Annotated in this window: 19 protein-coding genes; 3 read left to right on the top strand and 16 right to left on the bottom strand. The window is 63.0% G+C overall.

What is annotated here, in order from left to right; all coding sequences use genetic code 11:
- Nucleotides 1-68: 68 nt before the first annotated feature.
- The 15 genes from HNQ40_RS15445 to HNQ40_RS15375 form a co-directional block, all read right to left on the bottom strand.
- Complete coding sequence (locus tag HNQ40_RS15445) at nucleotides 69-1,562, bottom strand: sulfatase family protein (protein ID WP_184678725.1); 1,494 nt, start codon at nucleotides 1,560-1,562, stop codon at nucleotides 69-71.
- A 146-nt stretch (nucleotides 1,563-1,708) separates the two neighbouring features.
- Nucleotides 1,709-3,637, bottom strand: a complete 1,929-nt coding sequence (locus HNQ40_RS15440) for a beta-agarase (protein ID WP_184678724.1) — start codon at nucleotides 3,635-3,637, stop codon at nucleotides 1,709-1,711.
- Nucleotides 3,638-3,665: 28 nt separating this feature from the next.
- A complete protein-coding gene (locus tag HNQ40_RS15435; protein ID WP_184678723.1) occupies nucleotides 3,666-6,263 on the bottom strand; it encodes a sodium:solute symporter family protein in 2,598 nt (865 codons plus the stop codon).
- 228 nt (nucleotides 6,264-6,491) lie between these two features.
- Nucleotides 6,492-6,911 carry a LysM peptidoglycan-binding domain-containing protein gene (locus HNQ40_RS15430; RefSeq protein WP_221435565.1) on the bottom strand — a complete coding sequence of 140 codons (420 nt, stop codon included), beginning with the start codon at nucleotides 6,909-6,911 and terminating at the stop codon, nucleotides 6,492-6,494.
- 128 nt (nucleotides 6,912-7,039) lie between these two features.
- A complete protein-coding gene (locus HNQ40_RS15425; RefSeq protein WP_184678721.1) occupies nucleotides 7,040-9,034 on the bottom strand; it encodes a M48 family metallopeptidase in 1,995 nt (664 codons plus the stop codon).
- 21 nt (nucleotides 9,035-9,055) lie between these two features.
- A complete protein-coding gene (locus tag HNQ40_RS15420; RefSeq protein ID WP_184678720.1) occupies nucleotides 9,056-9,700 on the bottom strand; it encodes a LemA family protein in 645 nt (214 codons plus the stop codon).
- Between the two features lie 153 nt (nucleotides 9,701-9,853).
- Nucleotides 9,854-10,744, bottom strand: coding sequence for an orotidine-5'-phosphate decarboxylase (pyrF, locus tag HNQ40_RS15415; RefSeq protein ID WP_184678719.1), 891 nt, complete (start codon nucleotides 10,742-10,744; stop codon nucleotides 9,854-9,856).
- Between the two features lie 42 nt (nucleotides 10,745-10,786).
- On the bottom strand, nucleotides 10,787-11,845 hold the full coding sequence (locus HNQ40_RS15410) for a FecCD family ABC transporter permease (RefSeq protein WP_184678718.1): 1,059 nt from the start codon (nucleotides 11,843-11,845) through the stop codon (nucleotides 10,787-10,789).
- Nucleotides 11,832-12,749: an ABC transporter substrate-binding protein gene (locus HNQ40_RS15405; protein WP_184678717.1), complete on the bottom strand. Its 918-nt coding sequence runs from the start codon at nucleotides 12,747-12,749 to the stop codon at nucleotides 11,832-11,834. The genes HNQ40_RS15410 and HNQ40_RS15405 overlap by 14 nt, the downstream gene beginning before the upstream one ends.
- Nucleotides 12,742-14,016, bottom strand: coding sequence for a hypothetical protein (locus HNQ40_RS15400; protein ID WP_184678716.1), 1,275 nt, complete (start codon nucleotides 14,014-14,016; stop codon nucleotides 12,742-12,744). The genes HNQ40_RS15405 and HNQ40_RS15400 overlap by 8 nt, the downstream gene beginning before the upstream one ends.
- A 104-nt stretch (nucleotides 14,017-14,120) precedes the next feature.
- Nucleotides 14,121-14,549: a low molecular weight protein arginine phosphatase gene (locus tag HNQ40_RS15395; protein WP_184678715.1), complete on the bottom strand. Its 429-nt coding sequence runs from the start codon at nucleotides 14,547-14,549 to the stop codon at nucleotides 14,121-14,123.
- A 128-nt stretch (nucleotides 14,550-14,677) separates the two neighbouring features.
- Complete coding sequence (locus tag HNQ40_RS15390) at nucleotides 14,678-15,145, bottom strand: hypothetical protein (protein ID WP_184678714.1); 468 nt, start codon at nucleotides 15,143-15,145, stop codon at nucleotides 14,678-14,680.
- 46 nt (nucleotides 15,146-15,191) lie between these two features.
- On the bottom strand, nucleotides 15,192-16,103 hold the full coding sequence (gene argF, locus HNQ40_RS15385; protein WP_184678713.1) for an ornithine carbamoyltransferase: 912 nt from the start codon (nucleotides 16,101-16,103) through the stop codon (nucleotides 15,192-15,194).
- 139 nt (nucleotides 16,104-16,242) lie between these two features.
- Nucleotides 16,243-17,115 carry an acetylglutamate kinase gene (argB, locus tag HNQ40_RS15380; protein WP_184678712.1) on the bottom strand — a complete coding sequence of 291 codons (873 nt, stop codon included), beginning with the start codon at nucleotides 17,113-17,115 and terminating at the stop codon, nucleotides 16,243-16,245.
- 173 nt (nucleotides 17,116-17,288) lie between these two features.
- Nucleotides 17,289-17,546 (bottom strand): ArsR/SmtB family transcription factor, encoded by a 258-nt coding sequence (locus tag HNQ40_RS15375; RefSeq protein ID WP_184678711.1) that lies wholly within the window; start codon nucleotides 17,544-17,546, stop codon nucleotides 17,289-17,291.
- 115 nt (nucleotides 17,547-17,661) lie between these two features.
- Between HNQ40_RS15375 and HNQ40_RS15370 the strand changes: the two genes are divergently transcribed.
- The 3 genes from HNQ40_RS15370 to HNQ40_RS15360 are packed head-to-tail and all read left to right on the top strand — an operon-like array spanning nucleotide 17,662 to nucleotide 21,624.
- On the top strand, nucleotides 17,662-19,434 hold the full coding sequence (locus tag HNQ40_RS15370) for a TolC family protein (RefSeq protein ID WP_184678710.1): 1,773 nt from the start codon (nucleotides 17,662-17,664) through the stop codon (nucleotides 19,432-19,434).
- Between the two features lie 58 nt (nucleotides 19,435-19,492).
- Nucleotides 19,493-21,037 (top strand): efflux RND transporter periplasmic adaptor subunit, encoded by a 1,545-nt coding sequence (locus tag HNQ40_RS15365; protein WP_221435564.1) that lies wholly within the window; start codon nucleotides 19,493-19,495, stop codon nucleotides 21,035-21,037.
- 47 nt (nucleotides 21,038-21,084) lie between these two features.
- Nucleotides 21,085-21,624: an NADPH-dependent FMN reductase gene (locus HNQ40_RS15360; RefSeq protein WP_184678708.1), complete on the top strand. Its 540-nt coding sequence runs from the start codon at nucleotides 21,085-21,087 to the stop codon at nucleotides 21,622-21,624.
- Nucleotides 21,625-21,644: 20 nt separating this feature from the next.
- On the opposite strand, the gene recG is transcribed toward HNQ40_RS15360, so the two are convergent.
- Nucleotides 21,645-23,813 carry an ATP-dependent DNA helicase RecG gene (gene recG, locus HNQ40_RS15355; RefSeq protein WP_184678707.1) on the bottom strand — a complete coding sequence of 723 codons (2,169 nt, stop codon included), beginning with the start codon at nucleotides 23,811-23,813 and terminating at the stop codon, nucleotides 21,645-21,647.

The raw sequence follows: 23,813 nt of genomic DNA, 5'->3' as shown, positions 1-23,813 counted from the left end.
CGTCGCATAGTCGTCTCCAAGAAAAAATTGATACGGTCAGAATGACTTTTGAATAACGGAAAGATCGCTCAGCGCGTGGGCAGCGCCATGACCTCGGGATACTTCTCGTCCTCATCACCAAGCTCGGCCTTGAGCTCGAACAACCTGGCCTTAAGTTTCTCCACCACGTCTGCGTATTCCGGATCGCTGTAGACGTTGTGGTTTTCGTCCGGGTCCTTCTCCAGGTCGTAAAGCTCCCAGCCCGGCGGCGTCGAATACGGCAACGCATCGGTCGCGTCGAGGGGGAGGCCGTAGAAGTGGATGAGCTTGTAGCGCTGTGTGCGGATGCCGTAGTGCGCGGGGTTGTGGTGGTGGGTCATGTGCATCCAATAGCGATAGTAGATCGCATCGGTCCAATCCTCCGGCGTCTGCCCCTGGAGGTTGCTACGGAACGATCGACCCTGCATGCCCGGGTCGGATGCAATCCCGGCGTAATCCAGCAGCGTACTCGCAAAGTCCACGTTGGTGATCAGGTCTTGGTTCTGCGAACCCGCGGGGATCTCTCCGGGCAGACGCACCAGCATCGGCATCTGCAACGCCTCTTCGTAGATCCAACGCTTGTCGATGTAATCGTGCTCGCCCAGGAACATGCCTTGGTCCGAGGTGTAAACGACCAGCGTGTTCTCCGCGAGACCCGATCCGTCCAGGTAGTCCAGGAGACGCCCGACGTTTTCGTCGATCGCGGCACAGGTCCGCATGTAGTCTTTCAGATACTTCTGGTAGGCGGCCTTGGTCCGCCCTTCCGCGTCGAGGCCGGTCACGTCGAGCTGCCCCGTGACGTAGTCGGGCTGGCTCATGCGGATGATCGCGTTGCGGAACGGGTTGCGGTCCGAAACGGAAGTGCCGTAATGGCGGGTGCACGGGTCACGGCGGCTGTGGTCTTCCCAGAGGTTGTCTGGCTCGGGGATGGTGACGCCGTCAAACATGTACTCGTGGCGCGGGTGGTATTCGAAGTCGTCGTGCGGGGCTTTGTGGTGGCAGCACACCATGAACGGGCGATCTTTGTCCACGTTCTTGAGGTAGTCGAGCGTGAAGTCGGTAACCAGGTCGGTCACATAGCCTTCGTGACGGTCGCCGCCGGGGTCGCTGTGGCTGTAGCTCTCGCCCCAGTCGTGATCGGGGCCGATGAAGAAGGGGTTGGAGTAGTAGCCCTGCCCTGGGAGCACGTAGTACTGATCGAATCCCTGCGGCTCGCTGTGGACGTGCCACTTCCCGAAGATGGCGGTTTGGTAGCCCGCCGCCTGCATCATCTTGGGGTAGGTCGTTGCCTCGGTATCCAGCGAATCGCTGAGCGTGCGGACCCCGTTGATGTGGCTGTGTTGCCCGGTGAAGATCGTCGCCCGGCTCGGCGTGCAGATGGCGTTGCCGCAATGGCAATTGTTCAGCCGTACCCCTTCACGCGCGATGCGATCCAGGTTGGGAGTCTGAAACACCGAAGCGAGACGCGAGCCGTAAGCGCTGATGGCATTAGCGCCGTGGTCGTCCGACATGATGAACAAGATGTTGGGCTTGGTCGTGGGCATGAATGAACTTCTGAACAACAGAGATGTGAGGAAACCAAGCCGCAACTCAAACGCGGACAGGGATTTCGGACGGCGACATCCCTGCCGCACATCCGGTCAACATTCTACACAAACCGGCAATGGTCGAGCCTGATTCTCGCCGCGCATCACTGCTTGTAACCCGCACGGATCACCACCGTCCCGATGGCACCGCCCTGCTCATCGGGGAACGCGACGATCACCCGATTCTTGGCCTTCAGCAGGCCGGGGTCGATCGAAATGATCTTGGTCGAGGCGTATTCATCCGCGTTGGTATAACGCCCCGCGGAATCCTCCAGCGGCACGTCAACCTCCCGGCCGTTGATCTTCACCCGTATATCGGGGCTCGCCGTCGGGGGACGCGTCACACCGATACGCAAGGTCGCCTTGACCACCTTCTCGGGAGAATCGACTTCGACGCCAAAACGCATCGGCTTGCCGGGCTCGGCCACGACCTGGATGTCCTCGGCGTAGAACGGAACCTCGTTGATGGTGGCTTGGGCTTCGACTTCTTCCCCCAGAACCGAGGCAATCACGACGGCTTCACGGCCAGCGATCTGGATGCCTTCCAGCGACGACAACGAAGATTCTTTCAGCGAAGGGGTGTAGTCGTCGTTGCGCCCATAACGACGGATCGCATGATCTTCTGTGCCGGGCAACTGCAGCGACAGGGTATGCGGCTCATCGCTTAGGTTGTTGACTACCACGCGGATGATCGAACCTTCGATAAATGCAACCGCTTGCAGGTCGGGGTCACCTCCATCAATCCAGAGACGCTCACCCTTGAGGTCGCGGAAGAAACGGTAGAAGTCGAGGTTGCGCGACTCGACCCAATTGTTCTTGTCCGTGAAGTTGTAGGGCACGTAGGCGGTCGAGTAGTACTCGGGGTCCCAGTTCATCGACTCGAGCAAGATGAACGGCACCGCTTTCTTGACGACGTGGGGGTGTTCCAGGAAAGACAGCGTGTTCGCAATCGCCGCGCTGACCAGCACGTGCGACGCGATCGACCGCACACGCATCGTGTGATCGAAGCCTTCACCCGGGGGCAGATACTTCGCAGCGATTTCCGGGACAACGCCTTCCAGGAAGTATCCGCCGTGCTCGGAGATCACCAGGGGGAACTCTTGCCCGTAGGTGTGATACGAGTGGGACTGGACGAGGTCCAGGACGCCCTCGATGGGCAGGCCGCCGGTGATTCGGCCTGTCACTTCTTCGTTTTCCCAACGCAGGTAGTCGTACACGTGGAACGAGTAGAAGTCCATCTTGCCTTCGGTGTGCTCCATGAAGGTCTTAAGCCCACCAAACGCTCCGAAGTTGCGCTTGTAGAAATACGCGACGCTGGAGCAGGGCCCGCCGACCAACACCTCGGGCGTGCGTTTCTTGACCGCCTCCATCGTCTTCATGTGCCAGTTGGCCATGTGCGGATCGCTGTAGAACGACCAGTGCGGCTCGTTCACGGGCTCGAAGTAATGGGGGCGGTCGAAATCGGTATAGCTCTGCTCAAAAACAACCGCGGCGAGCTCGGCGGCGGCCTCGATGTTCTCCGGCAGATACTGCGCTTTGTGCCCTTCCTGAGCGGCGTCCGTGGTGACTTGGCCCATGAACTCGGGGTAGGCGTTGTGGTTGCCGTGGGCGACAACGTCCAGCCTGCCGCCCGACAGGCCTCGGAACAGATCACCCGGCTGGTCTGGTTTGAGCGATTGCTCGAGCTTCGCGATATCCGCAAAGCCCGGTCGGCTGGGATCTTCATCCACACCCGGCCCCCACTTCACAACTCCGTTGATCGGGCCGAGTCGGCGGCCGAACGACACGTTCAACTCACTCAGGAGGAACTTCATGCGGTCCGGCGAGTCGATCCGTTTGTCGAATCCCGTTCCCGGGTCGCACATCGCGAAGACCGCGTCGCGGTCCAACGCACTGATGCCCCCAATCGAACGCTGGATCGACGGGTCGATCTTCAACACCACCTCGTCGGCGGGTTCCGCCACCGCCGTCGTCGGCAAGACCGCAGCACACAAGACCCCGGCAATCCATTTCAAACCGTTTGAGCTAAGCATCAAGCGACTCCTTGACTAAGAACAAATATCACTCTTTCTCGAACGCGGGTTTGGTTTGCTCGAAACCATCATCGGCCTCGTCAACCGCCTTGCCCTGAACCGCACGCACCAGCCGGACCAGGTCGCGTGCGCCGCCGCAGGCGTACCAAATACCGGTGATCACCGCCATGAGCCCCTGAATCCCCAGCAGCCAGGCCCAACCCGTATACCAGGCTTCAGCGCTGTTGTTACGTTCTTCGGCACTCTGGAAGAACAAGAACCATGTGGTGATCGACAGAAAGCTAATCGAGAGCATGGCAGTCCATGTGATCGAGAGGCAGTACAGGAACACGTCAAACTTGGAGAACTCGTCCGTGATCCCGATCATGCGAAGGATGTTACGCCGCTTGCCGGATTTCTCGGCTTCCTTGGCGGCGGCGGTCTTGTCGTCATCGATCGCGTACTCACCGCGGTGCAGCAGTTTGTCGAGATTCGTCGGGACGCGGCAGGTCAGCGTCGACACCAAGGTGTACACACCGATCGAGATCAGGATGTTCATCACCGCCAAGTGCAGGCCGTTGATCGGCTCCCCCCCAACGCCGATGATCCAGCGAGGCACCTTGTAGGGTACCTCGGTGCTCTGCACAACACTGAGGATCGGGATGTTCTTCAGCTCCAGGTGGATCAGCCCAAAGAGGTTGATGCCCTCGGCGACGAGGTTGCGACCGTTGAGGAAATAGATTGCGTAGAGCGATAGCGAACTGCCTACCAGCATGCCCGCCCAGGCCCCCGCCGTGGTGCCACGACGCCAATAGAGGCCGCCAACGATCGCGCACATCGCCCCGCCGGTGTAGATCGCCCCGGTGATCTGGAACCACATGTTGATGAAGTCAGTCAGCCGCCATAGCGAACTAAAGAACAGCGCAAACAACCCGACACCAATAATCGCCAGCCGCAGGTAGAGCAGGTGTTCTTTGGTCGAGAACGGCTTCTTGCGGAACGGCATGACCACGTCCTGCAGGAAGATCGAACCCCAGGAGTGGTAAGCGGAGTCGTCGGTCGAGATCGATGCGCCGATCATGAAGACAGCAAACAAACCCATAAGACCGGCGGGCAAGACAATGCCCAGAGCCGTCGGCACAAACTGTTGACTCTGCAGCAGCGGGTCTTGGATAGCTTGCGCGGCCTCCTGGATCGCCTGCTGCTCCTGGACGTAATTTGCGTTCCATATCGTGCAGTAGATGAGCGTGACCGCCGCGACGCTGCCGAGCGTGATGGTCATCCAACGCCAGCCGCTGAGGATGCCGCCCATCCGTCCTTCGTGAGGCGTGCGTGCCGCAGTGAGATAGCCCGATCCGCCCTGCCACACGCCGACCTGACTGATCATGATCAGGCCCATCATGATGAAGAACGGCACGCTGAACGCTCCCTCGTTGCCGAGCTTCGACGGGTTCATCATCGAAGCGTCTTCAGCCCGCTCGAGGATCCGCACCATGTCGGGGTAGTCTTCGTTGACCAGCAGCCGTGTGGAGCGGTAACTCCGCGCGGCCTGGGTCAGGACCGCCGAGCCATTCGCCAAGGTAAGAAGCGCCTCGGCCTTCGAGTCGTTTTCCGCGTCATCGTCGGCCAACAACGCGTTCGCGTTGTCCAAAGCAACGGCTTTGGCCTCAGCGACCCCGGTCTCAAGGGCTTTCGCCAGGTCCGCGTCTTCTTCGTAGTCTGCTGCGGCCAGTTCGAGGCCGACCAGGTCCAGCTCGCGTTTCTCGGCCGCCAGCACGCGGGCTTCTTCCACGCCCTGGCCCAACGCATCGAAGACCTCTGGGTTGTCACGGAGCACCTCAAACACACCGGGCATCGCCGCCTCGAGCGCCGCGTGGTGTTCCCGCACGGGGGCGACCCGCTCTTGATACCACACCGGATATTCCAGCTGGTCGCCACCGGTGGTCTCCAGGACCCGGATGTCTTCCGAGGCCTTGAGTGTGGTCATCAAGGTCGACCAGCCCACGGTCGAGAGCAGCAGCGCAATCATCGCCAGCAGAGCGACCGTGCCGATCGTGCCTTGGAAGAAGTCGGTGACCATGATGGTGATCTGGCCGCCAGAGATCGCCAGGATCACACCGAGGCTCACCATCACCAGCATGACCAAGAAGTGCGTGCCGCACTCCCATGGCCCGAGCGTGAAATACGTCACCTGCGGCAGATCGAGGAAGTAGACCAGGAAGTGCGCGGTCACGAGCGGGAAGACCGCGCAGTTGAGCATGCCCGAGATAAACGCAACGAAGCCCGCGAAGATCCGGAACTTACGGCTGTAGCGCTTCTCGAGGAACTGCGCCATCGTCAGCGATCGTGTCTGGCGGTAGCGATAGGTGACCCACCCGGTCAGCGCGAGGATGGTCCCGATGGGCATCATGAGCATGCCCCACCAGATGCTGGTGATGCCGTTGCGGTAGGTGCCTTCGAAGCCGCCGACGATGCCGATCGCCGAGCAGAAGGCCATCGAGTTGGCGATGGTTAAGAGGTACCGTCCTGCGCATCGTTCGGAAGAGAGAAAGCCCGCCACCGATTTGGTGATACGGTTGGTGAAGATCACGATGCCGACCAGCAGGAGACCAAAGGCGGCGATGATGATCCAGTCAACGGTTTGCATGTGTGAGCCTGTTCAAGAAGAGATGGCAGGATTGGGTGGCGGATGCCTGACGCGGCAGAAGACAGTCGTATGTTCGTGGCAAACTGAGATACACGAAGCGGGCACAGCGAACTTAAATAGTTTACTTGCTGAGTATCGTATTGCCAGCCCCGTCTCGACGGGGCTGGCACCCGGGGTAGCCGACAGGGCAATACGTTCAGACCGCACTGCAACGCCCTCGGTCGGGAATCACTCGGGCAGAATGATTTCGTCGCCGATTTTCAGTTTTTTGGGGTCGATATCGGGGTTGGCCGCTTCGATGTCTTTCATGCGCATCGGGTCGCCGTAGACCGATTTGGCGATCTTCCAGAAGGAGTCGCCCTTCTGGATGGTGTAGGTGCGGGGGGCCGCGGGCTCGGGTTCGGGCAGCGGCTCGATCGCATCCACATCGTCGGAAAGCATCGCGTCCTCATCACCCGCGTCCATCGGCTCGATGAACGCCACATCCTCTTCCGCAGCGTACTGCGAGGAGGTCTCTGCGGGCGGCGGACCGGGGACCTCGGCCATCTCGCCGGTGTCTTGCTCGTAGAGACGGTTGACTTGGCTGCATCCAAACGACAGGGTCAGCAGACCCGTCAGGCAGAGTGAAGAAAAGACCGGGGTGTTCATGGGCATAGACCTTGGGGTGCGAGAATGTCTGCCGGGAAAGACCCCGGCACCGCCAGCGAATCGCCTGATTCTAAAGGATTCACCTCCCCCACGCGACACGCCCCAAGCCCAACTTTGCGTTCGGCCTGTCAGATGAGTTTCTGCCCCGGGAGCAGCGGAGGAACCGGCACCCCGAGCGTTTCCACGACCGCCCGGAACAGCTCGCTTTCCCGTGCGGTCACCTGGCGATCCGAGGCGATCGCGGAGGCGCACGCCTCGATCGCCAGCCGCTGGGACTTGGGCTCCAGGCCCGAGAGCTCGTCCACCGCTTCGGTCAGCCGTGACATCGAAACGCTCTCTGAGGGCAACAGTTCGAGCCCCAGCTGGGGGACGTGCTCCGCCGCCGCCTCGAAGGCCCGCGACGCATCCCGCGCGTTACCCGCCCCGACCCGCGAGAGGACCGACAAGACCACGGACAACGCGTTCCGACCGGACGCGAGCTTTTTCTTGCCCCCGCCGCCACGAGACGGCGCGGCCAGATGGCGCCAAACCACCTGCCGCAAAGCCCACTCGAACAAATCCAACCGCTGGTCGGCCGCGACCAGCGCATCGAGGTGGACGAACCATTGCTCCAAGGCCTGGGGCTGCAGCCGGGACAGTGCGGGCAGGGCCAGATCGACCAGCGGCAAACGCATCTCGGTCTTCAGCTCGCCGGCCGGTTCCGCCAACCGATGAGTCAAAGCCGCGACCGGCCCGAGCGACTTGGCATCGAGATACGCAAGCTGGTTGGCCCGGGTCCCGCCGTCCTTGCGATCCAGAAGCAGTGCGAAGATCACCGCCTGTGCACCGGTCGAGGTCTGTGCCGCAGAACGCAGGACATTGGGCATCGCATCGATCAGATGCTGAGCGTGATGGATGTGCGAGGGGGTCAAGGCGCCGATCTGCTCAAACGCCGAAGCCGTGCCTTCGCTTGGCGAGAACCCCATCGCCGCGCTCGGTTGGCTGGGCTTTTCATCCGCCACCGAAGCCCCAGCAAAACCCGCGGCTCCTGCCGCGAGGCTTTCGCAGTGCTGAGCGATGTGCCGCTCTTCGGGGTATCCGCCTTCCCAACTCGGATCGATCCGTCGGATACGTTCGGGCAGGGGCGGGTGGGTTGCCAACGCACCGCCGAGGTAGCTCGTCACGGCGCTGCCGAAGAACATGTGGCTGTGTTCGATGGCGTGGGCGCTCTGCATCTTGCTGCCCGCGGAATATCCCCCGATGCGTTTGAGCGCTCCCGCGATGCCGTCGGGGTTGCGGGTGAACTGCACGGCCGAGGCGTCGGCCAGGAATTCCCGCTGCCGTGAGATCGCCGCCTGGATCAGCCGGCCGAAGAACACGCCGACGTAGCCGATGATGTACATCGCCAGGCCCAGCAGGAAGATCGCGATGACCGCCCCGCCGCCGTCTTTGTTGTTGCTGCTGCGTCGCCGGGTTCCGCCGGAGTAGAAGATCGACCGCATCACCACCCCGCCGATCACGCTGATGACGAGGATCCCGAAGATCACGCCCACCAGGCGGAGGTTGATCCGCATATCGCCGTTGAGGATGTGGCTGAACTCGTGAGCGATCACGCCCTGCAATTCATCACGGGTAAGCTGCTGCACGCAGCCGCGTGTGACGCCGATCACGGCGTCGTCGAGCGACCATCCCGCAGCAAAGGCGTTAATCGCGTTTTCCTGATCCATGATGTAGACCGCGGGCACCGGTGCCCCCGACGCGATCGCCATCTCGTGGACCACGTTGAGCACCCGCCGCTCGTCGGGATCGGTCGTGTCTGTCTCGATCACCCGCCCACCCATCGACTCGGCCACCACCCGGCCGCCCGCCGAGAGTTGACTGGTCTTGAAGAGCGAGCCGCTACCCACCACGACAAGCACGCCGACCGCGGTGGCACCCAGGAGCGTGAGGTAGGGCAAGTCGGGTGTGCCGAAGCTGTGCACGCCGTTTGCGCCCGACGAAACCGACTGCCCCTGGAGCTGGATCGCAGCGATCAGCACCACGCCGTAGATCAGCGCGATGATGGAAACCACCGCGAGGAACATCAGCAAGACCAGCCGGCCGGTCTTCTTGCGGGCGACATCCTGGTGATCAAAAAAGTCCATAGGCTCGGGTGCGGCGTCGGATTAAAACTGAACCTTGACCGCTTCGCGTTTCTCGGGGCTGTCGTCCAGATCGAGATACGCCGAGTCGCTGAAGCCGAAGATGTTGGCGATGAGCACCGGCGGGAACTGCTGCTTGTACTCGTTGTACCGGGTCGCGGCGTCGTTGTAGCCCTGGCGAGCGAAGGCGACCTTGTTTTCCGTCGCGGTCAGCTCTTCGGTGAGCTGCATCATGTTCTGGTTGGCCTTGAGGTCCGGGTAGGCCTCGGCCACGGCCATCAGGCGCCCGAGCGCACCGGTGAGAGCGCCTTCCGCCGAGGCGAGCTCGCCCATGGCCGCCATGTTGCTGGGGTCGCCGCCGACGTGGACACGGGCCTGGGTCGCCGAGGCGCGGGCCGCCATCACGGATTCAAGGGTTTCCTTTTCGTGGGCCATGTAGCCCTTGGCGGTCTCGACGAGGTTGGGGATCAGGTCGTAACGCCGTTCGAGTTGGACATCGATCTGGGCGAACGCGTTCTTGCTCCGCTCACGGAAAGACACCAGCTTGTTGTACATCCCGATCACGATGAAACCGAGGACCACGAGAATCGCGACGAAGATCAAGGTGGCGATCAGGTTGCCACTCAAAGCGGCGGTGATCGGAACAGCAGTCAGAAGATCGTTGAACATGGAATGCATTGAATTCCTCACGGGTTAACTGGGTTCGGGCGGGACTTGCCGACAACAAGTATGGCAGATGGCAGTTGTTCGTTGTTGAGAATCGAAGGCGGAGGAGTCGCATAAGCGGGGCAGGCTGCGAACTCATTGACTCGACAACCCGCGTCAGGACAGGATTTCGGCGATCTGCCGTTTCAAGTCAATCGCCGCCTGGGTCACCGCGTCGGGCCAATCGGTGTCGGCCGGGTTGTAGGCGTAGATCACCGAACGGCTCGCCGTGATGATCGCCCCCGTTCCGTCGGGCTTGAAGCAGGCCCGCACGTCGTCCGCCGAACCGCCCTGCGCCCCGAAGCCGGGGACCAGGAAAATCTGCTGGGGCATGCGTTGCCGCAGCGACACGGCGTCCTCGGGCTTGGTCGCACCCACCACCGCGCCCAGCAGGGAGTACCCGCTGGAGCCGAGTTCACCACACCCCAGATCGGCCACCTGATCCGCCACCGCCTCCGCGACGCTCCGGCCATCTTCCAGCCGGAGCCCCTGGAGCTTGTCGCCGCCGGGGTTGGACGTCCGGACCAGAGCAAACAGCCCTTTGCCCGTGGCCGCTGCCGCTTTGAAGAACGGCTCGATGCCGTCCATGCCGAGGTAGGTGTTCACGGTCAGGGCATCGCAACCCACCGCGCTGTCTTCCTCGCCCACCAGCAGGCCCGAGGCGTAGTGCGCCGAGCTGGTGCCGATGTCGCCGCGTTTGGCGTCGCCGATGACGAACAAGCCCGCCTCGCGACCCGCGGTGGCCACCCGCTCGTACACCGCGTAGCCTTCGCTGCCGTAGCGCTCGAAGCACGCGATCTGCGGCTTGATCGCCGGGACGTGCTCGGCCACGGCCTCGATCACTTCCAGCGAAAACTTCTCGATCGCCGCGATCGGCTCGAGACCGCCGAGGCTATCGGGCAACTTGTTCAACACGGGATCGATACCCACACACACCGGGGCGCCTTTGCTACGGCACGCCTCGATCAGTCGGTCAGCGGCATGATGCGTCTTATCTGATTCGGTCATCGCGGATTATGCTAACCCAAACTTGCGGATCGTTCTTCCCGCTCACTCGACCCCACGCCCGAGGTGCGGTCTTAGCATCCAGAGAAAAGCACCGCCGCCAACGATCGCGGTGAACACACCCAGCGGAACCACCCCCACGCCCAGACGACGCGCCAGCTCGGCTCCGACCGTGTCGGCCAGGATTACCAGCGTCGCGCCCAGCAACGCCGAGCTCCAGAGCAACCCGCGGTGCCTCGGCCCAACGAGCAGCCTGGCGACGTGAGGACACACCAGGCCCACGAACGCAATCGGCCCCGCCAGCACCACCGCACCGGCTGCAAGAAGACACGACACACCAAACAAGCCCCGCCGCAAGCGGTGGAGGTTCACCCCCAACGCCCGCGCCTCAACGCTCGACAGCGTCGCGAGGTCCATCGCCTTGGCCTGACGCAGCAGATACCCCAGCCCCAGCCCGAAGATTCCCGCCACCACGAAAAACACCCAGGGCAAGCCGACCCGCCAACCCGCATCCCGGTCGAGCAGGCCACGCCCCCACGACACCACCGCCCCGCGATCCTCACTGAGATACCCCATCATCCACTGGCTCAATTCCACGCGGAGCAGATCCGGCCGAAGATGCACCGCGAGCATGATCAACGCTCCGCTGATCGTGCTCAGCACCACCCCCGTCAACAACAGCCCCAACGGGTCCAGCACCCCGTGCCGTTGGCTGGCGAGGTACACGATCATCATGCATACCCCCGCCCCCAACGCCGCCCCACCGAAACCGAATCCCAACGAGACCCCGAGTGCCGCGGCCAGCAGACGCTGCCCCACCATCCCCGCCGCCGCCCCAGTCGACAGCCCCAGGATGAACGGCTCCGCCAAGGGGTTCCGCAGCAACGCCTGCAACGCGACCCCCGCAACCGCCAAGGCGGCGCCAACGAGTGACGCGGTCACCAGTCGATCACCACGCAGAGCCAACACTTCCCATCCTGCATCCCCGCCGGGCAACCCCAAAGACGAAGTGCCAATCAACAGACGCAACGCCGCGGCCAGCAGAAACACGCCCAGCAAAGCCGCGAGCACTTTGAAGTCCGATGGACGGTCACGGGTGGTCACGGAAAACCTCCGCGATCGGTTCCGCAAGGTCAGGGTGCAAGGCAACCGCCATCGACACCGCCGTATAGACCATCGACGGGCCGGGGATCAGCACCGCCGGGTCGTTGAGCAGATACACCCGTTCGTTCTCCACGGCCGGGATGCCCAAGCCACGCAATCCCGACAGCCGGGGATCGTCCGCCCCGTCGAGGGGCGGCTCGCCGGGCATGAGCAAGAAGATGACTTCGGGGGCCAACGCCCGCAAGGCCTCGCGGTCGTAAACCGGCGCGGTCACGGTCGCTTCCGAAGCGGCGTTTTCTCCTCCCGCGATCTGCAGCAACGCGTCGTTGACCGTGTTTGGCCCCGACGCCATGACGCGTTCCAGATTAAAAACCATTAGCGCCCTCGGACGCTCACGCTCCGCGGTCAGCTCCGCGATCGCCGCCAGGCGTTCTCGCATGCCCTGCGTCAACGGTGACGTGCGGTCCTCCCGGTCGATGGCTGCGCCGACCTCATCGATAAATCCGATGCTGCTCTCCACGCCACCCGGATACGCCAGGTCCACCAACACAAAACGCCCCTGCCCGGCCATCCGATTCACACCTTCGGGCAGACCGGCCTGCCCGGTCATGGCAAGCACATGTGTCGGAGCCAACGTGGCCAGTCGCTCAAGGTCCAGATCGACATACCGGCCGAGGCTGGGCGTCCCCAAAGCCGCCAGTTCATCGCCCTCGCCCACCGCGACGATCGCGTCGCGCAAGCCGATTTCATTGAGCGTGTGCGTGATGGCGGGGGCAAGCGAAACAATGCGGAGCTGATCGTCGGAGAAACCGGCTTCCCGCGGCTCGCCGCAGGACATCAATCCAAGGCTGACCAGAAGGAACAACCAACCCGCCAGGAAACCGCGGCGCGTGGGGTTATGCATCCGCATCGTCTTGGCTGCCGGTGTCGCCGGGCCCATCGGGATCGATCTTTTCACTGGCCGTCGCCGAGGACGGGACGACGGTTCGCCCCGCATCTTCTTCCGCCGCGTATTCCTCGAAGTCGGTGCCGTCGACATCACGGCGGAGCAGCAGGTAAAGCCACGTCTGAGCCGTAAAGAAGTAGCTGGCGGCGTAAGCGATGGAGACGCCAAACAAGAGCGCCGACCAGACGCGGATCAGCCACGACGTGGCTTTCTCGGAGGTCGACAGGCCTTCGGTGTCGAGTGCCCCCAGAGGCTGGCCGAGTTGAGCCACCGGAAGCAGCTGATCAAAGCCGTCCACCCAGATGCCCGCGGCGGAGCGGGTGAACCACAGGGTCAGGAACACAATCAAGCCCACGATGAGATAGGTGAAAGCGCCGTAGACCAGCATGACCGCCGTGAGGATCAGGTAACGCACCGGGCGGTACAGCAGGAAGGTGAAGACTCGAGACACCACGTCAAACGCATCGGTGCCTTCGACCGCGAGCGCCGACGGCAACATCCCCGAGCCCAACGCGGCGAACACCACGCAGCACGCCGCCACAAACCCGCCAAACAGCATCAGCCAGAACAGCAATCCGCCGATCACGTTCAGCCCCGGCAGGTTGAACAAGACCCAACCCGACACCGCCAGCACGAGCCAGATAACCCCCGCGACGAAAAGCGGGATCAGCGGAGACACCACGTACCAGACCACGCGGGGACCGGTGAATCGTGCCGTTTCGAAGAGGCCCACGTTTATCCCGCCGCAGGCCTGAGTCGCCGCGAGCCGGGCGATCGCTCCGCCAAGCACCATCTTGATGGTGAGGACGTAGGAGACGAGGATCACAAAGAAGGCGGGGTGCTGTGCCCAGACTTTTGCGGGCGCATCCACGATCATCCCGTGGAGCGCCCCGATCATGCCCGGGCTGGTCGACGCGGGGTTCGACAGCGCAGCCAGTCCAAGGTCCAGGCTCGCCGCAGAGTTGATTAACGCGTGGAAGTAAGCCAGCTCCAGATTGAGCGTGGACTCGAAGATGCGGTAGGTCCGGCCGTTGTCGCCTTGCTGTTCACCCCAGATAAAGTCCAGGCCCACCCCGCCGAAATAAATCAGCAGGAGCATCAGCAGCCCCAAAAGAATTTTCGAAGGCTGCAGCGCCATCCGAAAAGATTCAAACAGCCGCAGCGTCGGGAATGCGGTGGAGAAATCGACGCCTTCGAGGCGGACGCGGTGGGCAGAATCAGGCATAGTCAGGCGGTTCCGTGGAATAAGGTTCCATCATAAACGCGCAGGACGAAAGCCGCACCCCGATTCCATCGAGACGACAAGATGCGCTGGTTTTCCCGCCCCGGCTACTGCTTGAGTCTGGCTTCCAGAGCCCGCTTGATCTGCTCGGCGGTTTCTTGATACACCGGAAGACTTGCACCGAACGGGTCGCTGATGTCGCCGTCCAGATCTAGCCGTTGAACCTTGTCGATCGCCCCGGGGGCTTGTGCCAAGACCGCCTGACGATGGGACTCGGTCATGGTGTAGATCTGATCGACCTGTTCCAGGAGTTCGGGCGTTAACGGCTGAGAGCGGTGCTGGCTGAGGTCGAGCCCCATCGCCTTCATGGCCTCGACGGCTTCGGCGCTCGCGGGTTGGCCAGGCCCCGCAAAAACCCCCGCCGAGCCAACCACCACACCCGGCTGGTCTTCGAGGATCTTCTTCGCCAACACCTCGGCCATCGGCGAGCGACAGGTGTTGCCGGTGCAGACAAGTAGCAGGTGAAAGCGTGCCATGATTCAAAACTCCAGGCGTCGAGGTAACTGACCCGATCGCTGGAGTAGTGTACTGAAAACCTATCGTCACCGAGTCGGCTCAGATACGCCGCGCCCTTTCAGGATCCATCCGCTTGCCGGGCCGCTTCTCACTCCGCCCGCGGCTCGACCTGCGTGGCCACGGCACGGAGATAGGCGTCGAGATACCGATCAACAAAAAGCTGCAAGCCGTGAGACGTGAGTTCGTGGTCGGTTCCCCAGATGCACGCCTGCAAGTCCGTGAAATCGGGGTCGATCTGTAACAGCACATCCGCTTCGCGGTTTTCATCGGACAGGTGCTGAGCGAGGTAGGCCGACAAAGCATTCACTCCTGGCCCTCCGATGCAGATCGTGGGTAGGGAACGCAGGTCTTCGTGATTCAGGTACCAGAGATCGGTGCAGACGATGGGCTCGATCTCAACGCCGAGCTTCGCCTCATGCCGCTCTTTCCACTCTTCGATCTCTTCAACCATCCGGTACGCGAGCGGCCGGTCGGCCTCCTCGGCACGCAGGTGCGACCCCACCACGATCATGACGCGGTGCGGCGGTTCGGGTTGGTTGGGCGTTTCCTCAGACATCGCTACCCAAAGGTTACCACGCCCCACCGTCGGACATCACGAGAACTCAGACCCCGCCCAGCAAGACTGCCAGCAAGCCCTTCTGGGCGTGGAGCCGGTTGTGCGCCTGAGAGAACACCCGGCTGCGTGGGCCGTCCATCACCTGATCGGTGATTTCGATCCCGCGGTAGGCGGGCAGGCAGTGCAGCACGATCGCGTGTTCGCTCGCCTTGTTGACCAACGGCCGGTTGATCTGGAAGCCTTCGAACGCCTTGAGCTTCTCGTCTTTCTCGCCCTCTTCGCCCATCGAGACGAAGGTGTCGGCGTAAATCACGTCCGCCCCCTCCACCGCTTCTTCGGGGTCGCGGGTCAACTGGATAAAGCCGTCATCGGGCAACTCATAGCCCTCGGGGCTGGCGAGGACAAAGTTCATGCCCAGGACTTTGCAGATGGCCGCCAGGCTGCGGGCGACGTTGTTCCCGTCGCCAACAAAAGCCACGGTCTTACCCGACACGTCAACGCCGCCGACCTCGGGCGAGGGCGAGAACTCGTCGATGATCGTCATCGCATCCGCCAACGCCTGAGCGGGGTGGGAGAAGTCCGAGAGCATGTTGACGATCGGAGCGGTGGCGGAATTGGACATCTCCACGAGGTGCTCGTGCTTGAACACCCGGGCTGCGATGCCGTGGACCATCCCGCAGAGGACACGCGTCACGTCGCCGACGGACTCGCGCGTGCCGAGCCCGACCTCGTTCTGCCCGAGCACGATGGCGTTTCCGCCCAGCTCGTACATCGCCTGCTCGAAACTCACCCGCGTGCGCAGCGATGGCTTCTGAAACAGCATCGCCAGCGTCTTGCCCGCCAGCACCGGCTCGTTGGCGACGCCCCGCTGACGCTCGTCACGGAGCCTGATGCCCACTTCGAGCATGTGCTTGATCGTGTCGGGGTGTTGATCCGCGATGGTGAGGAAGTGTCGCATGGTGTATTGAGCGATTGGGTGATTTGGTGATTGGGCGATTTAGGGATTCGTTTTTGTGGTCAGTGCTGCTCAAGATGAAAGCAGTTTGGTGATTTGGCATTTACTCATTCGCCAAATCACCAAATCGCGAATTACATTCTCAGAGCACGATTTCGGTGCCGATGCCGCTTTCGGTGTAGACCTCCAGCAGCAGCGAGTGGGGGATACGGCCGTCGATGATGTGGGCTTTACGGACGCCCGCGCCCACCGCGGTCAGGCTAGCCTCCACCTTCGGCAGCATGCCCGCGGAGATGATGCCGGACTGGATCAGTTCATCGATCTCCGCACGGGTCAGGTGGCTGGCCAGGTCGTTGACATCCTCGCTACGGCGGATGCCGTGGGTGTCGGACACCAGCACGAGCTTCTCGGCGTTGATCGCGGCGGCCACGTGACCGGCCACCGAGTCGGCGTTGATGTTGAGTTTCCCGCCCGCCGCATCCCGAGCGATCGGCGCGATGACGGGGATGATGCCCGCATCCAGCACTGCGCTGAGCACCTCGGCGTTGACCCGTTCGACCTCGCCGACCAGGCCGATGTCGATCTTACGGCCCTCTTCGCCGTCGAGCTTGAGCACCTTGCCGAACACCACGCAGCTCGAGAGGCTGTGCAGCCCCAGGCCTTTGGCGCCGTAGGTTCCGACGGTCTCGACGATGCCCTTGTTGATCTGGTTCACGAGCACGTGCTCGGCGATCGCCAGTGTGCGGTCATCCGTGTAGCGCCGCCCCTGCACGAACTGCGCTTCGAGCCCCGCCTGGCCCATCGCGGCGTTGATCGCCTTGCCCCCGCCGTGGACCATGATGGGGCGCATGCCCACGCTGGCCATGAAGCAGACGTCCTGCACCAGAGAGGCGAGGGTGTCGGGCTCGTCCATGATCGAGCCGCCGATTTTCACGACGACCACGGCACCCGCGAACTGGCGGATGTAGGCGTGGGCCTCGACGAGGGCGGCGGCTTTGTCGATCGCGTGCTGCATGGGAACGGTCCGGTTCGGGGGGCAGGGGAACCGCCCGGCTTATGGGGATGACGGAAACACCGACGCAACAAGCGAGCCAGAGTTTCGAGCCAAGCAGTTTATCGCCCGCCACGGCCCATCACAAACGTCTCAAGGGAACCGCCGCCGATGGTCCAGGCGTGTCTGCTGACGCGTTAGTCTTCTTGCTCGGCCGCCTCGGCCACCTTGATCGACCACTCCGCCACTTCACGGATCGGCCCGGGGTTGAGCCGATACACCCGCTGTCGGCCCAGACGGCGTTGGCGGACCACCTTGGCCTTCCGCAAGACCTGCAGGTGCTGCGACATCGCGGGCATGCTGACCTTGAACGGCTCGGCCAGCTCGCCTACGGTCAATTCATTCTCGCCGAGCATCTCCACCACCTTGCGGCGGATCGGGTGAGAAAATGCCATGAAAGCGTCGGTTTTGGTAGAGTGGGGGCGACTCACAACGGACAAGTTTTAACTTAAGAGTAGAGCTGTGTACAGCGTTCATTTTTCTCGTTTGGTCCGTCGATTCTCCAAGGGCTTGGCCCCCGCCCTTTTCGTCGCCCCCCACGTCGCCCTGACGCTGTGTCTCGGGGCCCTGTTGAGCTGCAACCAGTCGCAGCGAATGGATCGCCTGGAGCTCGAGGCCCAGCGCATCATCCAGGACCAGCAGTCCCGCAGCATCGGCCCGGCCGCGATGTCGGATACCCAGGTCCCCACCCCCGACGCCCAGCCGAAAGATTCGCTGTACACCTACGACCCCGCGACGGTGAACACGCCCGCCCGGAGTCTGGATGTGGAGGCCGCACCCCCGGTCGAGGTCGTGCCCTACCCCACCATCCTCGACGACGGCACCCAACCCGACACCCTACGGCTCGACCTCGAAGGCATCATCGCTCAGGCCATCGAGTTCGCCCCGGACTACCGCCGGGAGAAGGAAGACCTCTTCCTCACCACGCTCAGCCTCATCGTCGAGCGTCACGAATGGGGCCCGCGGTTTTTCTCCACCATCACCGGCCAGGTCGACGGCACCCCCGAGGCCGGAGACAACGACACCGCCCTCAGCCTGATCGGCTCGCTCGGCGCCACGCAGCGTCTGCCCTACGGCGGCACGATTTCGGCCGCCGCTTTGGTCGACTACGTACGCTTCCTCGAACAGGCCGCCACCAGCACCGACAACCGCGAATCCCAATCCGCCGAGCTCCAGTTTTCGTTGGACCTGCCGCTCCTCCGCGGAGCGGGCAAGACCGCAGCGACGGTCGAAACCCGCATCCAGGCCGAGCGTGACCTGATCTATGCGGTTCGTGGATTCGAGCGTTTCCGCCGTGAGTTTTTCGTCGACCTCTCAACCGCTTACTTCGACTTGCTCCGTCGCCAGGGGCAGCTCACCAACCAGGAGGTTCAGCTCCGCAACTTCGAAAGTTCCGCCGAGTTGTTCACTGCACTCGCCGAGGCAGGCCGCGAGCCGTACTTCCAGGCCCAGCGTGCGGAGCAACGCGTGCTGCGTGCCCGCAATTCACTCGTTCGGCAACAGGAAAACTACGTCCGCGCCATCGATGCACTCAAGCTCCGCATCGGGATCGAGACGACACGCCCGGTTGAAATCATCCCCGTGACGATTGATGTCCCCGAGATCCTGCTCGATACCGATCGTTCGGTGACGATCGCCCTCACCGAACGGCTGGACCTCCAAACCGAAGGCGACCTGGTCGAAGACGCGGTGCGTAGCGTGTTGATCGCCAAGAACCAGCTGCTCCCCGATCTCGACCTGAACGCCGACCTGAACCTCCCGACCGACGAGAACCTCGCCCGCGGCGGCCTGGACTTCGAGCCCGGCGACGGCGACTACACCGTGGGCCTAACGTTCGGGGTTCCACTGGACCGCAAGATCGAATACACCGACTACCGCGCTGCCCTGATCCGCCTGGAGCGGGAACAACGTGAGTACCAGGTCGAGCAAGACCGCATCGCATTGGAAGTCCGCCGGGCGGTCCGTGCCATCGAGCAGGCCCGCTTCATCCTGCAGCTGCAGGAACGCGCCGTGGAGATCAACGAACGCCGTGCCGAGCAGATCGAGATCAACGAGCGATCTCTGGGGCCCCGTGAAGTGATCGATGTGCAGGAAGACCTGTTGGATGCCAAAAACGACCGCGACGAGGCGGAATCTGACCTGCGTATCAGCATCCTTCAATATTTGCTGGCCACCGGGCAGATGCGGATCGGCTCCGACGGGCGGTGGATGGCCCCGGGCGAGCTGATCAAGCCCAATGCGACTGAAGACCCGGGGCTCGATGAAACTCCATCGACTTCCTGACGACATCCACGGCGGCGACCGCTAAAATAATTTAAGTACTTCATTTTCGCGAGACACCATGAATCCCCGCCCACACCATTCTCCTCCTTCGTTTGCTGCACCGACTTGGCGATGGGGAGCCGCCCGGGTGGGCTGGCTGATCGGCCTGGCGGCCCTGGTGGGGATTGTCGTACTGACTTCGGTCTGGTTCGCCGGGTCCGACGCCGACAACGCTGTCGCCGCCGGGCGCGAAGGCGAGATCGATTGGTACCACGTCAAACCCCGCAGTTTCGAACTCACGGTGACGGAGTCGGGAGACCTCGATGCGGCCGAGCGGATCGAAATCAAGAGCAAGGTGGAAGGTCGCCCCCAGATCATCACCCTGGTCGAGGAAGGCAGCGAGGTGAAAGAAGGCGACGTGCTGGTCACCCTCGACAGCGACGAACTCCGAACCAAAATCGAAGAAGCCGCGCTGGCGGTTGAGAAAGCCCGCACCGACGAAATCTTCGCCCGCCGTGGCCTGGAGATCGAACGCAACGAGGCCCGATCGCGTCAATCCGCGGCGGATGTCGAGTTGGCGTTGGCCAAGCTGGAGCTCGCCCGCTGGCAGAAGGGCGACGTCCCGCAGAAACGCCGCGAGTTGGACCTGGAACTCCAGAAGGCCCAGCGTCAGGTCGAACGGACCAAGCGTGACCACGAGATCAGCAAAGCCCTCTTCGCCCAGAAGTTCATCAGCCAAAACGACCTCGAAGACAGCGAGATCGCCGAACTCGAAGCCGCCGATGCCCTGCTCACCGCCGAGTTGAACCTGTCTGTGTACGACCAGTACACGTTCCAGACCGAGCAGCAGCAAAAGCTCTCAGACGTCGAGCAGGCCGAGTCCAACCTCGAACGCGAGATCGCCAAGAACGAAAGCGAAATCGCGCGGCAGGAGGCCGACCTTTCCAGCAAGACCCAGACCCTGATGATCCGTCAGGAGAAACTCGACAAGCTCAAAGATCAGCTCAGCGCCAGCACCATCATCTCCCCGCAGGACGGCCTGGTCGTTTACGGCACCTCGGTGGGACGCGCCCGCTACCGAAGCGACCCGATGGCTGAAGGGCGCGAGGTGCGGTTCAATGAAACCATCCTCTTCCTGCCCGACATCCGTCAGATGGTCGCCAACCTCGCCATCGCCGAGGCGTACGAACCCCTGGTGAAGGTCGGGCAAACCGTGCGGGTGACCGTTGATGCCCGCCCCGGCGAGGTGTACGAGGGCGTGATCGATCGAACCACCCCGCTCACCGAATCGGGCGGCTGGCTCAACCCCGGACAACGGGAGTTCACAGCACGCGTCATGCTCCCCGCCGACCTCGAAGCCGAGCTCAAACCGGCCATGCGCTGCACCGGCGAGATCAAGGTCGGACAGGTCGATAACGCGTTGTCCATCCCCGTCCAAGCCGTCTTCACCGAAGGGGATGAGCACTTCTGCTACGTGCCCGCGGGCAGCGGCCGGGTCAAGAAACAGATCATCGACATCGGCCGGGCCTCGGAAACCCTCGTCGAGGTCACCACCGGCCTGGTCAGCGGCGACCGCGTCCTACTCCGCAACCCTCTGCCCGGCGAACTGCTCGAATCCGACTAATCTCACCCCCGTGGCTCATGGAGCCACTCCCGCGCCTAAGCTCTGCTATGCGAATTGCTGTCATTTGTTGTTCTCTGAATCCCGAAAGCCGCTCCGCCGCCATGGCGGAATACCTGCGAGAGCCTTTGAGCCGTGCGGAGATCGAGGTCGACTGGATCGATCTACGCGACCACCCGCTGCCGATGTGTGATGGCTCGACCGTTTACGGGCAGCCCGAGGTGCAAGCAATGGGCGAGCGTGTGCGAGCCGCCGACGGCGTGATCCTGGCGCTGCCGATCTACAACTACGACGCCAACGCCGCCGCTAAAAACCTCATTGAACTTACCGGCAAACCCGCCTGGCTCAACAAAACCGTGAGCTTCATCTGCTCGGCGGGCGGCCGGGGAAGTTTCATGTCGATCATGCCCATGGCCAACAGCCTGATGCTGGACTTCCGCTGCGTGATCGTGCCGCGATTCGTCTACGCCGACGACAGCGATTTCGACGACGGCGAGCTGTCGTCACTGATCCAGGAGCGGATCGCCGAGCTGGCCGAAGAGACGGTGCGGATGACTTCCGCCCTGTCGCAAGCAAACGCTTCAACGTAAAGCCGTTCACACCGCCCGGTTCATCCCACGTCGACCAAGCCCAGCGCCGAGCCGTACTGGAGCATCAGCACCTTCCGCAGGTTAGCGTGCTCGGCCGCTCTCAATTCGGGATCGTCCGCGACGATCCCGCGGGCATCTCGCTTGGCCAGCTGCAGCAGCTCGATGTCTTCGGGGATACGTGCCTGCTTCATCGGGGGCAGGCCCGACTGCTTGGTGCCGAGGATCTCGCCCATGCCCCGGATCTGCAGGTCGAGTTCCGCGACCTTGAACCCGTCGTTGGTCGAGGCGATCGCATCCATCCGTGACAGCGCATCGTCGGTCGTGGGCTCAGCGATGAACACGCACAGCGACCGCCGCCCGTGATCCCCCCGCCCCACCCGGCCGCGGAGCTGGTGGAGCTGTGCCAACCCGAAACGCTCGGCGTGTTCGATCACCATCACCGTGGCGTTGGGCACATCCACGCCGACCTCGATCACCGTGGTGGCGACCAGCACGTCGATCTCGCCCTCCCGGAACTTCTCCATGACTTTCTGACGGGTCTCGCGCTTGAGTCGGCCGTGCACGGTGCCCACCGTGTAGCCATCCAGGAACTTCTGCTGCAGCGTCTTGGCCAGGGCGTTCACCGACTTCAGCGTCTTGGCGTTCTCGCCCGAGCCGCCACCGCTCCCCCCGGCCGCGTCGATGGCGGGCACGACCACGTAGGCTTGTTCGCCCCGCTCCAGCCGCGTCCGCATGTAGCGGTACACCTCGTCCGCCTGCTCTGGGCCGACGACGCGGTTCTGGATCGGCGTCCGCCCGGGCGGCAGACCGGTCAGCGTCGTGTTGTCCAGGTCGCCCAGCAGCGTCAGGCTCAGCGTCCGCGGGATCGGTGTCGCGGTCATCACCAGCGTGTGCGGCATCCGCTCCCGGCCCTTCTCGTCTGCCTCGGCCGACTGCCGCAGCGTCGCCCGCTGCATCACGCCGAAGCGGTGCTGCTCATCGATCACGACGACGGCCAGGTCGTTGAACTTCACCGATTCGGACAGCAATGCGTGGGTGCCGACGACCAGGTCCGCCTCGCCGCTGGCGACCGCGTCGAGGTCGTCACGCTGGTTGCCGGTGAGCAGCGCCACGCGGACGTTGCTGCCTTCGAGGGTGCGCGAGATCGAGAGGTGGTGTTGCTCGGCGAGCAGTTCGGTCGGAGCCATCAGCGCCGCCTGCTTGCGGTCGGCCACGGCCATGAGCATCGCGTACAACGCCACCACCGTCTTGCCCGCGCCGACATCGCCCTGCAGCATACGGTTCATTGGCTTGTCTTGCGAGAGGTCTTTCGCGATCTCCAACACCGCCGCGGACTGCGTGTCGGTCAGCTCAAACGGGAATCGGCTACGGATGTGCTGATCGATCGCCTCGGAGTGATTGAGGGCCGGGGCGACGAACATCCGCTCGACCTCCGCCGCTCGCATCGCAATACCCAGTTGAAGGAGAAGCAACTCGTTGAACGCCAGCCGACGCCGGGCCGCCTTGGGCTCGTCGAGGTCCTCGGGCCGGTGCATCATCCGAAGCGCCTCAGCCAAGGCGGGCATGTTGTGGTGCTGCAGCAAATCCTCGGGCAGCGGGTCGGTCACCATCGGCAACGCCCACGGCAACACCGTGTCCAATAGCTGCTCGATCTTGACCGACGAGAACCGCTCCGTCGCCGGGTACACCGGCCGCAGCCGCTCCGTGGACGCCTCGGGCGCATCGACTTCGTCGAGCACTTCCCACTTGGCCGAGACCATCTGCGGGTAGTCGCCAAACATCTTGGCCTTGCCCTGCACCCGCAGCATCAGCCCGGGCATGATCTTCTCGCGGAGGTAGCCCGCGTTGAACCACACCAACATCAATGTGCGCCCGCCCACCTGATCCGAGTCGTCCCGCAGCGTCGCCTCGAACCGCCCCTTCTTGCCGTAGCCCATCGAGGGCACCCACCGACACGCCACCACCTGCCCCCGGGCCGAGCCCACCGTCTTCCCATCGGTCGGCAGGTCCGCGATGATCCCCTCGGCCGCCTCCTTCTCGTACCGCATCGGCGTGTGCCGCAGCAGGTCCGTCACCGTATAGATATCCAACCGCCGAAGCGCCGCCGCCCGCCCTTTACCGATGCCGGGCAGGTCATCAACCCGCATGGACAGGCGTTTACTGGCTTTAGGTTCTGAACGGTTGGCCAA

Source organism: Algisphaera agarilytica, from assembly GCF_014207595.1.
Taxonomy (GTDB): domain Bacteria; phylum Planctomycetota; class Phycisphaerae; order Phycisphaerales; family Phycisphaeraceae; genus Algisphaera; species Algisphaera agarilytica.
The sequence above is the reverse complement of the archived record's forward strand: the minus strand, read 5'-3'. Positions and strand labels throughout refer to the sequence as shown.